Origin of the sequence: Rhizobium sp. SG741 (genome assembly GCF_012275435.1) — a bacterium.
Lineage (GTDB): Bacteria > Pseudomonadota > Alphaproteobacteria > Rhizobiales > Rhizobiaceae > Rhizobium > Rhizobium lusitanum.
Genome location: NZ_JAAZQP010000001.1, coordinates 245,933 through 260,697, shown reverse-complemented (window position 1 = coordinate 260,697; position 14,765 = coordinate 245,933). Strand labels below are relative to the sequence as shown.

General features: G+C 61.6%; 10 protein-coding genes. 5 read left to right on the top strand and 5 right to left on the bottom strand.

The annotated features are described in order from the left end of the window. Positions 1–66 precede the first annotated feature (66 nt). The gene (locus FHT29_RS01300) at positions 67–1,260 is read left to right on the top strand and encodes a DUF459 domain-containing protein (RefSeq protein ID WP_168599019.1); all 1,194 of its coding nucleotides are present in this window, start codon (positions 67–69) and stop codon (positions 1,258–1,260) included. 258 nt (positions 1,261–1,518) lie between these two features. Then, a complete protein-coding gene (locus FHT29_RS01295; protein ID WP_037196384.1) occupies positions 1,519–2,268 on the top strand; it encodes an aminoacyl--tRNA ligase-related protein in 750 nt (249 codons plus the stop codon). A 64-nt stretch (positions 2,269–2,332) separates the two neighbouring features. Here FHT29_RS01295 and FHT29_RS01290 read toward each other — a convergent pair whose 3' ends face one another. Then, complete coding sequence (locus tag FHT29_RS01290) at positions 2,333–3,787, bottom strand: glutamate synthase subunit beta (protein ID WP_037196383.1); 1,455 nt, start codon at positions 3,785–3,787, stop codon at positions 2,333–2,335. Positions 3,788–3,965: 178 nt separating this feature from the next. Beyond that, positions 3,966–8,690 (bottom strand): glutamate synthase large subunit, encoded by a 4,725-nt coding sequence (gene gltB / locus FHT29_RS01285; protein ID WP_047555328.1) that lies wholly within the window; start codon positions 8,688–8,690, stop codon positions 3,966–3,968. Positions 8,691–9,256: 566 nt separating this feature from the next. On the opposite strand from gltB, the gene FHT29_RS01280 reads away from it, so the two are divergent. Beyond that, on the top strand, positions 9,257–10,303 hold the full coding sequence (locus FHT29_RS01280; protein ID WP_168595359.1) for a low specificity L-threonine aldolase: 1,047 nt from the start codon (positions 9,257–9,259) through the stop codon (positions 10,301–10,303). 396 nt (positions 10,304–10,699) lie between these two features. Here FHT29_RS01280 and FHT29_RS01275 read toward each other — a convergent pair whose 3' ends face one another. Then, a complete protein-coding gene (locus FHT29_RS01275; protein ID WP_047555326.1) occupies positions 10,700–11,557 on the bottom strand; it encodes a LysR family transcriptional regulator in 858 nt (285 codons plus the stop codon). A 110-nt stretch (positions 11,558–11,667) separates the two neighbouring features. On the opposite strand from FHT29_RS01275, the gene FHT29_RS01270 reads away from it, so the two are divergent. Further along, positions 11,668–12,678: a bile acid:sodium symporter family protein gene (locus FHT29_RS01270; RefSeq protein WP_047555325.1), complete on the top strand. Its 1,011-nt coding sequence runs from the start codon at positions 11,668–11,670 to the stop codon at positions 12,676–12,678. 135 nt (positions 12,679–12,813) lie between these two features. Here FHT29_RS01270 and FHT29_RS01265 read toward each other — a convergent pair whose 3' ends face one another. Continuing rightward, positions 12,814–13,278, bottom strand: a complete 465-nt coding sequence (locus FHT29_RS01265) for an Hsp20 family protein (protein WP_037196378.1) — start codon at positions 13,276–13,278, stop codon at positions 12,814–12,816. A gap of 350 nt (positions 13,279–13,628) precedes the next feature. Further along, complete coding sequence (locus tag FHT29_RS01260; RefSeq protein ID WP_047555443.1) at positions 13,629–14,045, bottom strand: DUF2000 domain-containing protein; 417 nt, start codon at positions 14,043–14,045, stop codon at positions 13,629–13,631. A gap of 132 nt (positions 14,046–14,177) precedes the next feature. On the opposite strand from FHT29_RS01260, the gene FHT29_RS01255 reads away from it, so the two are divergent. Further along, positions 14,178–14,657, top strand: a complete 480-nt coding sequence (locus FHT29_RS01255; RefSeq protein WP_168599018.1) for an Lrp/AsnC family transcriptional regulator — start codon at positions 14,178–14,180, stop codon at positions 14,655–14,657. The last annotated feature ends 108 nt before the right edge of the window (positions 14,658–14,765 follow it).

Below are 14,765 nucleotides of genomic sequence, written 5' to 3'. Positions count from 1 at the left end.
GATCTTGGACCGCTGGACGGAAGATACTTCCTCATGCGACCATGGGGCGTGAGCGGAAAAGAAGCTATGATCAAACGACCTGCCCGCGCAACCATGGCAACCGCAAGGCTTATTCTGACAGCGCTCCTTGCCGCCATCGTCGCACTCGGCTGCCTACCGACGGCGGCTGAAGCGCAGGAGCGGCCGCGCAGAAACCTGTTCGACATGCTGTTCGGCACCCGCGAACCCGACTATACCGACCAGTCCGTCGATCAGCCGCCGCCGCGGCGAAAGATCCAGCCGCGCAAACGGCCGACGCCGCCGCCACGTCAGCCGGTAGCGGTCCAACCGGAAACACCTCCGGCGGCGGAAAAGCTGCCCGATGCCAAAACCATCCTCGTCGTCGGCGACTTTTTCGCCAGCGGTCTCGGAACCGGACTGGAAGATGCCTTTTCGGCCTCGCCCGGTGTCGTCATCCAGACGCGCGGCAATGTCGCCTCGGGTCTCGTTCGGCAGGACTACTACAACTGGCCGCAGCAATTGACAGGCATGATGGACCAGCTGAAGCCCGCAATGGTCATCGTCATGCTCGGCGCCAACGATCGCCAGCAGATCATCGGCGACGGTCTCAACGAAAAATACGGCACGGACCCGTGGTTCCTCGCCTATGAAGAGCGCGTGCAGCAATTTGCCAAGCTGGTGACGAGCCGCCACATTCCGCTGCTCTGGGTCGGTCTGCCCTCCTTCGGCTCGGACCAGCTGACGGCGAGCGCGGTCAAGCTCAACCAGCTCTATCAGAGCCAGACGACAAGCGTCGGCGGAGAGTTCATCGACATCTGGGACGGCTTTACCGACCAAAACGGCGAGTTCATCGTCACCGGCTCCGATATCAACGGCCAGCAGGTGCGCCTCAGAACCGCTGACGGTGTCAACCTGACCGCGGCAGGCAAGCGCAAGGTCGCCTTCTATGTCGAGAAATCGGCACGCCGGCTGCTGGGCGATCAGGCAAGCCCCGATATCACCCGCCTCGATACCGGCAATCCGTTGCCGGCGCAGCAGGCCAACCTGCCTCCGACGGAGATGGAGAAAATCACCCGCATCCCGCCGATGAGCCTTTCCGACCCAGACCTTGACGGCGGCGCGCAGCTCCTGGGCGGCACGCCCGCACCGGCTTCCACGACACCATCGCCGCGGGACCTCCTGGTCGACAAAGGCCAAATGGCGCCGGCGCCTGCAGGCCGCGTGGATGACTACAGGTTGCCGGGATCGGCCGCGCCGTGAGAACCTTCCGTATAAGTGCGTCCACGACTGGGCCTGTTTGACAATATCGCAGCGCACCCCTAAAAAAACGTCATGAGCACCAACCGCGCAGATCATATCGATCAAGACAGCACCTGCTTGCAGGTTGTGGTTTTGCGCGCTTTCTCCGGTCGAGGTCTCCGCGTCCAGTCGTGACGGCCGGAGGCATTGGTCTGTCCGGCGGCTGCTGGACGTAAAGCCCTTGCCCAAAACATCAACGTTGCCCATGGAGAATGGCACGTGCTCAATATCTACAACGTAAATTCGCTCGTTCATTGGGAAGAGCGGGATATCCGGTTGCGCGACGATCTGGTCCGGTTCTTTTCCGATGAAATCAGCAGCTTCCTGCGATCGGTCAACCCCGCCTGGGATGTCCGAAGGGTGGAAGCCCCGACCCTTATGCCGCGCCGCCTCGTTTCAGATGCCTATTCCCAGGAGGACATATGGGTGCAGGAACGGGTCTCAAAGACTGAGACCGAACTGTTGCTGCGGCCGGAGACAACCGCGTCAACCTATGTCTACATGCAGCATCTTCTTGGAAATCACTCCAGAACACGCCTGCCATTATGCATCTGGCAGGCTGGAAAATCCTACCGCCGGGAACAGGATCAACCGACCAAGCATGTGCGGCTCAAGGAATTCTGGCAACTCGAATTCCAATGCGCCTTCACTGCCGACAGCGGCAACGATTACCACGCAGCCTGCCTGGAGCCGGTCCGCCGCATGATCGGATCGGTCATCCATCTGCCGACCAGAATCGTTCCTTCGGATCGCCTGCCGGCCTACTCCGAGGTCACGATGGATATCGAAGTCGACAATGACGATAAATGGATGGAGGTCTGTTCGATCTCGAAGCGCACGGATTTCCCCCAACGCTATCGCAGCCACGCCAGGAAGGGGCCTGCGATAGACCACGATGTGAGAGTACTCGAGATCGCCATCGGGCTCGATCGCTGCATCTACAATTGGAACATTGCGGCAAGCCGATAAGAATGAAGGCCGGGTTCATCGCGAACCCGGCCTTCTGATAGTCGCACCAAAATATCGGTGAGGCTTACCGCGGCAGAACCGTCGAGCCCATCAAGGCCTCATCGATCGCGCGCGCCGCCTGGCGGCCTTCGCGGATCGCCCAGACCACCAGCGACTGGCCGCGGCGAACGTCGCCGGCGGTCCAGAACTTGTCGACGGAGGTCTTGTAGTCCTTGTCGTCGGCGACGACGTTGGTCGAACCGCGCTTGTCGGTGTTCAGCGTCAGCTTGCCGTCGAGCTCCTTGAGCACGCCGTCGGTGAACGGGCCACGGAAACCGATGGCGATGAAGGCAAGATCGGCACGGATGACGAATTCCGTCCCGGCGATCGGCTTGCGGCGCTCATCCACTTCGCAGCACTTCACGCCGGTCAGCACGCCGTCTTCGCCAACGAATTCCAGCGTCGCGACCTGGAATTCGCGAACCGCACCCTCGGCCTGCGAGGAGGAGGTGCGCATCTTCGTCGCCCAGAAGGGCCAGACGGCGAGCTTGTCTTCCTTTTCCGGCGGCTGCGGGCGAATGTCGAGCTGGGTAACCTTGACCGCACCCTGGCGGAATGCAGTGCCGACGCAGTCCGATGCGGTATCACCACCGCCGACGACGACGATATGCTTGCCGCCGGCAAGGATCGGATCGGCAGGCCAGCCGACGCTGTCGATGTTTTCGCGGCCGACGCGGCGGTTCTGCTGCACGAGGTAGGGCATGGCGTCATGCACGCCGGCAAGCTCGACGCCGGGAATGCCGGCCTCGCGCGGCGTTTCCGAGCCGCCGCAATAGAGCACGGCATCATGATCGGCCAGGAGCTGCTCGACCTTGACGTCGACGCCGACATTGACGCCGCAATGGAAAGTGACACCCTCGCCCTTCATCTGCTCGACGCGGCGATCGATGAAGTTCTTCTCCATCTTGAAGTCCGGGATGCCGTAACGCAGCAGACCGCCGGGCTTCGACTCGCGCTCATAGAGATGAACGTCGTGGCCGGCGCGGCCGAGCTGCTGGGCGGCGGCCATGCCGGCAGGGCCGGAGCCGATGACGGCGACCTTCTTGCCGGTATGCACGGTTGCCGGCTGCGGGCGGATGAAGCCGAGCTCATAGGCCTTGTCGGCAATCGCCTGTTCGACGGTCTTGATGGCAACCGGCGCGTCTTCCAGGTTCAGCGTGCACGCTTCCTCGCAAGGGGCGGGGCAGACGCGGCCGGTGAATTCCGGGAAGTTGTTGGTCGAATGCAGGTTGCGGATCGCCTCTTCCCAATTGTTGTTGTAGACGAGGTCATTCCAATCCGGGATCTGGTTGTGCACCGGGCAGCCGGTCGGGCCGTGGCAATAGGGAATGCCACAGTCCATGCAGCGAGCCGCCTGTTTCTGCACTTCCGGGTCCGACATGGGGATCGTGAATTCACGGAAATGCCGGATGCGATCAGACGCCGGCTGATACTTGCCTACCTGCCGGTCGATTTCCAGGAAGCCTGTTACCTTGCCCATGCTTTCGTTTCCTCACTCAAAAAAGTGGAGCCGATGGCTCCCGTGCCTGAGGGTAAGTTCCGTTCCCTGTCCGGCACTGTAATTCAAATCCGATTCCGCTGTTCGACAGTTGCGATCGCCCAAGCGGCGACCGCAATGCGAGGCGAAACCCTCCACTGGCTTAACGAGCCGGGGCGGATTACTCCGCCGCCACGCCCATCCGGCTGCGCTCCATTTCCTCGAGGGCACGGCGATACTCGACCGGCATGACCTTGCGGAATTTCGGGCGGTAGTCGGCCCAGTGATCGAGAATTTCCTTGGCTCGCGTCGAACCGGTGTAGTGGAAATGGTTCGAAATCAACTGGTAGAGACGCTCTTCATCATGGCGCGTCATGTCACCCGAAACGTCGACGCGTCCCTTGTGCATGAGGTCGCCGCCATGATGATGCAGCTTCTCCAGCAGCTCGTCCTCTTCCGGAACCGGTTCCAGCTCGACCATAGCCATGTTGCAGCGGCGCGCGAAATCGCCGATTTCGTCGAGCACATAGGCCACGCCGCCCGACATGCCGGCCGCGAAGTTGCGGCCGGTTTCGCCGAGCACGACGACGACGCCGCCGGTCATGTATTCGCAGCCATGGTCGCCCACGCCTTCGACGACGGCGATCGCACCGGAGTTTCTGACCGCGAAGCGCTCGCCCGCGACACCGCGGAAGTAGCACTCTCCTTCGGTTGCGCCGTAAAGCACGGTGTTGCCGACGATGATCGAGTGCTCGGCCAGGATCTTCGAATTCTCCGGCGGACGGATGATGATGCGGCCGCCCGAAAGACCCTTGCCGACATAGTCGTTACCGTCGCCGATGAGGTTGAAAGTCACGCCGCGCGCCAGGAACGCGCCGAACGACTGGCCGGCGGTGCCTCTCAGCGTGACGTTGATCGTGTCTTCCTTCAGGCCGCGATGGCCATAGCGCTTGGCAACCGCGCCCGACAGCATGGCGCCGGCCGAACGGTCGACATTCTTGATGCCGACCTCAAAGGCGACCGGCGTCTTGGAAGACAGAGCGGGCTCGGCCTTCTCGATCAGCGTGCGGTCGAGAACATTGTCGATCGGATGCTTCTGCGCTGATGTCCAGTAGGTCTCTTCCTTCGGCGCGTCGACCTTGTGGAAGATGCGGCTGAAGTCGAGGCCCCTCGCCTTCCAGTGGGCGAGCATGTCGTCCTTCTCCAGAAGCTCGGAAGCGCCGATGATGTCGTCCAGCTTGGTCACACCGAGCGAGGCGAGAATTTCGCGCACTTCCTCGGCGACGAAGAAGAAGTAGTTGATGACATGCTCCGGCGCGCCCTTGAAGCGCTTGCGCAGCACCGGATCCTGGGTGGCGACGCCGACCGGACAGGTGTTGAGATGGCACTTGCGCATCATGATGCAGCCGGCCGCGATCAACGGCGCGGTGGCGAAGCCGAATTCGTCCGCGCCGAGCATCGCGCCGACGATGACGTCGCGACCGGTCTTCAGGCCGCCATCCACCTGCAGGGCGATGCGCGAGCGCAGCCCGTTCAGCACCAGCGTCTGCTGGGTTTCGGCAAGGCCGATTTCCCACGGGCTGCCGGCATGCTTCAGCGAGGTCAGTGGCGAAGCGCCGGTGCCGCCGTCGAAGCCGGCGATGGTGATATGGTCGGCGCGCGCCTTGGCAACGCCGGCGGCAACCGTGCCGACGCCGACTTCCGAGACGAGCTTGACCGACACCGCCGAGGTCGGGTTGACGTTCTTCAGGTCGAAGATGAGCTGCGCCAGGTCTTCGATCGAGTAGATGTCATGGTGAGGCGGCGGCGAGATCAGGCCGACGCCCGGCGTCGAATGCCGGGTCTTGGCGACGGTCGCATCGACCTTGTGACCGGGCAGCTGGCCGCCCTCGCCGGGCTTGGCACCCTGCGCCACCTTGATCTGCAGCACGTCGGCATTGACCAGATATTCGGTGGTCACGCCGAAGCGGCCGGAGGCGATCTGCTTGATCGCGGAGCGTTCCGGGTTCGGCGAGCCGTCGAAGAGCGGCATGTAACGATCAGACTCCTCGCCGCCTTCGCCGGTGTTCGACTTGCCGCCGATCCGGTTCATGGCGATCGCCAGCGTCGTATGTGCCTCGCGGCTGATGGAGCCGAAGGACATGGCGCCCGTCGAGAAGCGCTTGACGATATCGATAGCGGGCTCGACTTCGTCGACCGAAATCGGCTTGCGGCCGAGCGTTTCCGCACCCTTGATCTTGAAGAGGCCGCGGATGGTGTTCATCCGGAGGGCCGACTGGTTGACCATCTCGGCGAACTCGCGATAGCGATCCTCGGCATTGCCGCGCACGGCATGCTGAAGTGCTGCCACCGCATCCGGCGTCCAGGCATGGCTTTCACCGCGCATGCGGAAGGCATATTCGCCGCCGATCTCAAGCGTGCTCGCCAGCAGCGGATCACGACCGAAAGCGGAGTTGTGGCGAGCGACGGTTTCCTCGGCGATGGTTTCAAGGCCGATGCCCTCGATCATCGTCGCCGTGCCGAAGAAGTACTTGTCGACCAATTCCTGCTGCAGGCCGATCGCATCGAAGATCTGCGCGCCGCAATAGGACTGGTAGGTCGAAATGCCCATCTTCGACATGACCTTGAGGATGCCTTTACCGACCGCCTTGATGTAGCGGTAGACGACTTCCGTGGCGTCCACTTCCTTCGGGAATTCGCCGCGCTGATGCATGTCGAGCAGCGTGTCGAAAGCGAGATAGGGGTTGATCGCCTCGGCGCCATAGCCGGCGAGCAGGCAGAAATGATGCACTTCGCGCGGCTCGCCGGTTTCGACGACGAGGCCGACCGAGGTGCGCAGCCCCTTGCGGATCAGGTGATGGTGCACGGCGGCCGTGGCCAGCAGCGCCGGGATCGCGATGCGGTCCGGCCCGATCTGCCGGTCGGAAAGCACGATGATGTTGTAGCCGCCGCGAACGGCGGCTTCTGCCCGCTCGCAGAGACGGTCGAGCATCTCGGGCATGCCTTCGGCGCCGCGCTCGACGTCATAGGTGAAATCGAGGGTCTTGGTGTCGAAACGGTCTTCCGTATGGCCGATCGAGCGGATCTTTTCGAGGTCACCGTTGGTCAGGATCGGCTGGCGGACTTCCAGGCGCTTGGCGTTGGCCATGCCGGTATGGTCAAGCAGGTTCGGACGTGGACCGATGAAGGAGACGAGGCTCATGACAAGCTCCTCGCGGATCGGGTCGATCGGCGGGTTCGTCACCTGCGCGAAGTTCTGCTTGAAATAGGTGTAGAGCAGCTTCGGCTTGTCGGACATGGCCGAGATCGGCGTATCCGTGCCCATGGAGCCGATCGCCTCCTGCCCGGTCGTCGCCATCGGCGACATCAGGAGCTTGGTGTCCTCGAGCGTATAGCCGAAGGCCTGCTGGCGGTCGAGCAGCGACACGTCGCGGCGAAGCGCGCGCGGCTCCACCGGCTTCAGGTCTTCGAGGATCAGCTGCGTGCGCTTGAGCCAGCTCTGATAGGGATGCTTGGTGGCGAGCTCCAACTTCACTTCCTCGTCGGAAATGATACAGCCCTTTTCCATGTCGATCAGCAGCATCTTGCCCGGCTGGAGGCGCCACTTCTGGATGATCTTTTCTTCGTCGACCGGCAGCACGCCGGCTTCCGACGCCATGATGACGCGATCGTCATTGGTGACGAGGTAACGGGCCGGACGCAGGCCGTTGCGGTCGAGCGTCGCGCCGATCTGCTTCCCGTCGGTGAAGGCGACGGCGGCCGGGCCATCCCACGGCTCCATCAGAGCGGCATGATATTCGTAGAACGCCTTGCGCTCCGGCGCCATCAGCTGGTTGCCGGCCCAGGCTTCCGGGATGAGCATCATCACCGCATGCGCCATGGAGTAGCCGCCGCGCACGAGGAATTCGAGCGCGTTGTCGAAGCAGGCGGTATCCGACTGTCCCTCATAGGAAATCGGCCAGAGCTTGGAGATATCATCACCGAACAGCGGCGAGGATACCGACGCCTGGCGCGCCGCCATCCAGTTGACGTTGCCGCGTAGCGTGTTGATTTCACCGTTATGGGCGACCATGCGGTAGGGATGCGCCAGCTTCCACGACGGGAAGGTGTTGGTCGAGAAGCGCTGGTGCACGAGGGCGACCGCCGACTCGAAGCGCGGATCGGCTAGGTCCTTATAATAGGCGCCGACCTGATAGGCGAGGAACATGCCCTTGTAGACGATGGTCGAGCTCGACAGCGAGACGGGGTAGAAGTTGCTCTCCTCGCCCTCGTATTCCGCATAGATGCGGTTGGAGATCACCTTGCGCAGCGTGAACAGGCGACGCTCGAACTCCTCGTTCGTGCCGGCATCGCGACCGGCGCCGATGAAGACCTGTACATGATGCGGCTCGGTGCCGGCGATATCGGGCGCCTTCGAGAGCGAGGAATTGTCGACCGGCACGTCGCGGAAACCGATCAGCTCCTGACCTTCCTCGGTGACGACCTGTCTGATGGCATTCTTGAAATGCTCGATCAGCGTCTCGTCGCGCGGCAGGAAGAAATGGCCGACGCCATATTCGCCCGCCTTCGGCAGGGTGATGCCCTGCAGGGCCATTTCCTCGCGGAAGAAACGGTCGGGAATCTGCACGAGAATGCCCGCGCCGTCGCCCATCAGCGGATCGGCACCGACGGCGCCGCGATGCGTCAGGTTTTCAAGGATGAACAGGCCGTCGCGCACGATCTGATGCGACTTCTCGCCCTTCATATGCGCAACAAAACCGACGCCGCAGGCATCGTGCTCGTTGCGCGGATCGTAGAGGCCTTGCTTCCGTGGGATGCCGGCGGCGCGTTTCGACGTTTTGGCCGTAGCGACAGCATTGGCTGCAGCGGTCTGGTCAAAAGTCATGGACGGCGTCCTGTTCGTCATCGTCTTCCCTCCGGTAAGGCCCGCGTCGCGGGCGCTCCTTCGTCCCGCGCGGTCCGTTTCCGGGGCCGAGGCGCGACAGCGCTGTTGCATTGTGAAGATCCGGTCGCGAACACCGGGCCTCGTGGTGGAGCCCGTCGTCAGCGTTCCGCGCCTTGCTATTCCACCGCCGCCCTGCCCGCCGCCTCGAAGGCTTGAAAAGGCATGCTCCCGATAACTATAGCTCTAAATCCCGACATCGTCAGGACCCTCCGGCGCATCTTCGGCCTCGGCGGCCAAAATAGGACAGCAACCCTGTCCTAATTCATCAGCTCTATGCCAGAAAGCTTAAGCCTTCGCAAGAGCAAAACGGCAAAAATTCGTCAGCGAACGACGTAAGATTGCCTTTGTTGCATAATTAGAGCAATAAAGTTTCGCTGCAGCGCATCATTTTATTTGTTGATTGCGTAGATCAATTTCTGTGATGCATTCTTCAAAAGGACGCTCTTGATAGGCCGTTGCATTGGCGTAATGTCCGCCCGGCCTCATTTATCCTTCCTTCAATTCAATCCTTCATCTGGTGCACATCCATGTTCTTTGCCTCCGATAATTGGGCTGGCGCCCATTCCAAGATCGCCGAACGCCTCCTTGCCGAGTCGGGAGGTTTCGCTTCCGCCTACGGCACGAGCGACCTCGATCAGCGGGTAGAGGCCAAATTCGCGGAGATCTTCGAGCGCGAGGTAGCCGTCTTCTTCGTCGCGACCGGCTCTGCCGCCAATTCATTATCACTCGCCAGCGTCCAGAAGCCGGGCGGTATCACCTTTTGCCACAGTGAGGCGCATGTCGCCGAAGACGAATGCGGTTCCCCTGATTTCTTCAGCGCCGCACGGCTCGCAACGGTCAAGGGTGCTGCCGGCAAGATCGACCCCGAGGCGCTTGCCGCCAAGATTGCCCGTTTCCCGCAGGATGCCGTTCATCACGGCCGCGCCGCGGCGGTGACGATCACCCAGGCAACGGAAATCGGCACGGTCTATTCGCTCGCCGAGATCGATGCCATCGCCTCGGTCGCCAAGGCGAACGGCCTGCCGCTGCATATGGATGGCGCACGCTTCGCCAACGCCTTGGTTGCGCTCGACGCCAGCCCGGCTGAGATGACATGGAAGCGCGGCGTCGACATCCTCTCCTTTGGCGGCACCAAGAACGGCTGCTGGTGCGCCGAAGCGATCGTCTTCTTCAATCCAGAAAAGGCGAAGGAGATGCATTTCATCCGCAAGCGCGCCGCCCAGCTCTTCTCGAAATCGCGCTTCATCGCCGCTCAGTTCGATGGCTACTTCAAGGACAATCTCTGGCTCGACCTGGCCCGTCATTCCAACGGCATGGCCGACCGCCTGCGCGCCGGCATCGAAAAGGCGCCTGCGGCACGCCTCGCCTGGCCGACGATTTCGAACGAGGTCTTCGCGATCGTGGCCAAGTCAGCCGCCAAGACTGCCGAGGACAAGGGTGCGAAATTCTACGAATGGCCGATCCCGGAATCGCAGCCCGAACTGGTCGGCAAGGATGAGACGCTGATCCGCCTCGTCACCAGCTTCGCCACAACTGAGACCGACGTGACGGATTTCCTCGCCTGCCTCGCTTGACGGCGGGACAAAGAAGAGCGCCGGAGCCGGCCTCGGGCCGTGCGGCGCTCAACAGGGCGCCTGAAGCTTAGTTCCGATTCCGATGCGCGAACATCGTAAGGGTCGGCGGATCGTCGCGATCGGACCTCGCGGCACGATGGACGACCGCCGTCATTGCCATGACGCAAGCGACAAGTCCGGAAATGAAGATAACACCATATAGCGGACGGGCTGATGTCCTTGTCCGCTGCCACTTACAGTGGCGACGGAAGCTGACGTTGGTCTGAACCGGCGTGGCTCAGGGACAGGGCATGCAGGAAGAGACGCAACAGCCGGCGAAATAAACCCAGCAAAGGCTTGATCTTATCCGCATGATCGGCCGCGGCTTTTACGATTGTGCCGGTAATGTCGCGATCGTCACGTCGATCTGAGTCCCCTCACCTTCGCCAGAATATCCTCCGACAAAGCATTGACCAGAAGTTGATTCGCACCCTTGCGCGGCACAAGCACGAACTCCACATCCTCCAGGGCCGGCAACCAACCCGGGGCAATCTCGGTCAATCCGGCCGGCGCCATGCTGCGGGGCTGAACGAGAACGCCCATTCCGGCGCGGGCCGCCGCCGTCAGGCCGCTGAGGCTGCCGCAGGTGACGACGATCCGCCAGGGCACCTGCTGCCGGCGCAGTGCTTCCAATGCCACTGCGCGCGTGACGCTCGGCGCAGGAAAGGCGATGAGCGGCAGCGGTGCCGCAAGCTTGCGAATGCGCTCGGGATCGCGCGCCAGCCAGATCAGCGGCTCGCGATAGACGAGCTTGCCCCTGACATCGCCGAGACGACGCTTGGCAAGCACCAGATCGAGATCGCCATTGTCCTGCATTTCATAGAGCGTGCCGCTAAGCGCGACCGTCAATTCCAGATCGACCGAGGGATGCGAGCGGACGAACTCCTCCAATACGTCGGGAAGCTGGCTGGTGACGAAATCCTCGGAAACGCCGAGCCGAAGGCTGCCGCGCAGGCTGTTGCCGGCGAAAAGCTGGCGCACGTCCCCTTCGATCGACAGCATCTGACGCGCATGCCCAAGCAGCGCCTCACCATCGCCGGTCAGGACCACGCGATGCGTATCGCGGGCCAGCAGCTTGCGGCCGAGCTCTGCTTCGAGCCTCTGGATATGCTGGCTGACCGTCGACTGGCCGAGCCCGAGCCTTTCCGCCGCCAGCGTGAAGCTGCCCATTTGCTCCACGGCAACGAAACTGCGCAACTGCGTAAGGTCGAGCATCTCGCTTATCCCATATTGCGATAACTGTTATTCCTTGCATCGTGGATCACAATAGGTCTATCTGCAAGGACTAATCATTAAGACTTGCAATTGCGATCGGGGTTGGCACGATGCGCCGCTTTCTTCCAGACACCTTCACCATGCTGCTCGTCCTGACGGTCGTGACCGCATCCTTCCTTCCCGTGCATGGGGCGAGCGCCCACTATTTCGGCATCGCCACCAACTTTGCCATCGGCCTGCTGTTCTTCCTGCACGGCGCGCGCCTTTCGCGCGATGTCGTCATCGCCGGTCTGCTGCATTGGCGGCTGCATCTCGTCATCTTGCTGACGACCTTCGGCATTTTCCCGCTGCTGGTGCTCGCCATAGGCCAGGTCGTACCGAACAGCATTCTGCCGGTATCGCTCTACACCGGCATGCTGTTTCTGAGCGTGCTGCCCTCGACCGTGCAGTCGTCCATCGCCTTCACGTCGATTGCCGGCGGCAACGTGCCGGCCGCCATCTGCTCCGCGTCCGCCTCGAACATCTTCGGCATGTTTCTGACGCCACTGCTCGTCGGCCTGCTGTTTTCGGTGGGTGGCCAGGGCGGCTTTTCCTGGGATGTGCTGTGGCAGATCATGTTGCAGCTGCTCGCCCCCTTCATCGCCGGCCAGTTGCTGCAGCCGTGGATCGGCGATTGGATCCGCTCGAAGAAGAAGATCCTGATGCCGGTCGATCGCGGCTCGATCCTGATGGTGGTCTATTCGGCCTTCAGCGAGGCCGTGGTCGAGGGGTTGTGGCATACCTTCTCTGTGCTCGACATCGCCACCGTCATCGTCGCCAATATGCTGCTGCTGACTACGGTGCTCTGCATCACCATGTTCGGCAGTCGCGCACTCGGCTTCTCCAAGGCCGATGAGATTACCATCACCTTCTGCGGCTCGAAGAAGTCGCTGGCGAGCGGCGTGCCGATGGCCAACGTCATCTTTGCCGGCCAGGGTATCGGCGCCATCGTCCTGCCGCTGATGCTGTTCCATCAGATCCAGCTGATGACCTGCGCCTTCCTCGCCCAGAAATATGCCGATGCGGCCAAGCGGCGCGAGACCGCGAAGGCCGAGGCAACGGGGGCGACGAACGCCGCCTGACGTCCCCCATATCACTCCAAAACAAAAGCGGCGCCCCGATGGAGCGCCGCTTCTTTTTTGATCTTGGGAGGATCAAAGGCATGCCGGCTCAAGTCCGTCAGCCCGGACATGACGGTCGACGACCGTCAGCCTGTTTTAGTTGATGTGAGCCTCGATGGCCTTCGGAGTTTCCACCGGATCGGCCGCAATCGAGATACGACGGGGTTTCATCGTTTCCGGAAGGTTGCGCAACAGATCGATGTGCAGCAAACCATTCTTCAGCGAAGCCGCCTTGACCTCGACATGATCGGCGAGCTGGAAGCGACGCTCGAAGGCGCGCTTGGCGATGCCGCGATAGAGATATTCGCTGGCTTCAGCCGGCTCTTCGCTCTTTTCGCCCTTGACATGAAGGACGTGGGCATGAGCCTCGATGCTCAGTTCCTTTTCATCGAAACCGGCAACGGCCATGGTGATGCGATAGGTGTTTTCACCGGTGCGCTCGATATTGTAGGGCGGATAGGTCTGAGCCTGATCCGGCTGGGCAAGAGTATCGAGCATGGTGAACAGGCGGTCGAAACCGACGGTGGAACGGTAAAGGGGAGAAAAGTCTACGTGACGCATGGAGTCCTCCTGTGAGCGACAATTGCGATTCTGAACTTGCCCCATGGCCCCGCTTCTGGCGGCCTCGGGACGGTTTTGCGAGCCCGTTTGGCACCCGCAGACTGGAGATGGTGATCGCCTCTCGGGAGTTCAAGACCCCGCTCAGCCGCCCGAATCTTGGCAAAAAACCGTCGTGAACCGCAGATGAACACCCGGTTCGGAACCCGTTCAGGCAGGCGAGCCTATCAATAACACCGTCGGATACACCATCATCCGATGACTGAAGTGTATCGTCCCTTCTTCTTCAGTCCTTGCTCGGCCGGCGCTGCGGATCTCTCTATCCCGCAAGCCGGCCTTTTTTCTTTCCACCACTACCGCAACAGCTTCAGCGAACCCGTCAGCGATTTCACCCATTTCGATGGACCGGCTATTCCCAGGCCATCGATGGTCTCCCCGGCAAGGTCACGACCGGGAAACGTTGCCTCATATTCCCTGTAATCGTGAAGCGACCGTGCGAAGGCTGGAAAGGGAACGATTGCCCGTTCTTCCTGCTGAGTGAGCGCCTTCAGCAGCAGCGACCGGATTGTATCGGCATCCGCCTGCAGCATCGGTACAGGCATGTTTGAGCTAATGTCGATGGTGCGATCCTCGCTATCGGTCAGAGATTGCGCCGCGAGACCGGGAAACCTTGCCCCCAGGCCGATCGCGATGGCGCTGGCGGTATTGGCGATCAGCCCGAGCGGCAGATCCGGGTTGATGACGATGGCGATACGGATATCGGGAAGCATTGGTACCCTGCTGTTGTTGGCGGTGTCTGCTCGCAGAATATCTCGTCTATCGCGGATAATCTTACCTTTCATTGCTAAAAATTGGCTTTATGTGGTACATCCTACCTATACCGACAGACTTTAAGGTGGCCTATGCCTTCTACGCTTGAACCCATCGACCTGCGAATCCTCGGCGCGCTACAGAAAGACGGACGTCTGACGAACCAGGCACTCTCATCCGAAGTCGGGCTTTCCACATCGCCCTGCTGGCGGCGCGTGCGCCAGCTTGAGGAAACCGGAGTGATCCAGGGCTACACGGCGACCCTCGACAGGCGACAGATCGGCCTCGGCGTCCTGGCTTTCATCAGAGTGAAGATCGACAGCCACAGCGAGGCCGAAGCCGAGGAATTCTCGCGCGACGTCCTGAAGCTGAGCGAAGTCGTGGCATGCTACAGCATCGCCGGAGACGCGGATTTTCTGCTGCAGGTCGTCGCCGCTGACCTCGACGGCTACGCGGATTTCGCCATGGCGGTCGTCCGCCGGCTGCCGCGCATCAAGGAGATGCAGACGACGTTCGTGCTCAAGGAAATCAAGCCTTTCAGGGGGTTTCCACTGGATGTCGGGCAGCAATAAAGGCCCAAGACATGGAATGCTGGGCGCCGCAGGGAGGCGATCGCTCGTCATGCCGGGAAAAGCAAAAATCTATCGCAATTCCCCGAACTACTCGCGCTGCCTCATGAT

Excerpts from the sequence above, each read along its gene's own strand:
- FHT29_RS01300 (WP_168599019.1), top strand. The coding sequence starts at position 67 with ATGATCAAACGACCTGCCCGCGCAACCATGGCAACCGCAAGGCTTATT.
- FHT29_RS01290 (WP_037196383.1), bottom strand. The coding sequence starts at position 3,787 with ATGGGCAAGGTAACAGGCTTCCTGGAAATCGACCGGCAGGTAGGCAAG.
- gltB (WP_047555328.1), bottom strand. The coding sequence starts at position 8,690 with ATGACGAACAGGACGCCGTCCATGACTTTTGACCAGACCGCTGCAGCC.
- FHT29_RS01280 (WP_168595359.1), top strand. The coding sequence starts at position 9,257 with ATGTTCTTTGCCTCCGATAATTGGGCTGGCGCCCATTCCAAGATCGCC.
- FHT29_RS01275 (WP_047555326.1), bottom strand. The coding sequence starts at position 11,557 with ATGCTCGACCTTACGCAGTTGCGCAGTTTCGTTGCCGTGGAGCAAATG.
- FHT29_RS01270 (WP_047555325.1), top strand. The coding sequence starts at position 11,668 with ATGCGCCGCTTTCTTCCAGACACCTTCACCATGCTGCTCGTCCTGACG.
- FHT29_RS01265 (WP_037196378.1), bottom strand. The coding sequence starts at position 13,278 with ATGCGTCACGTAGACTTTTCTCCCCTTTACCGTTCCACCGTCGGTTTC.
- FHT29_RS01260 (WP_047555443.1), bottom strand. The coding sequence starts at position 14,045 with ATGCTTCCCGATATCCGTATCGCCATCGTCATCAACCCGGATCTGCCG.
- FHT29_RS01255 (WP_168599018.1), top strand. The coding sequence starts at position 14,178 with ATGCCTTCTACGCTTGAACCCATCGACCTGCGAATCCTCGGCGCGCTA.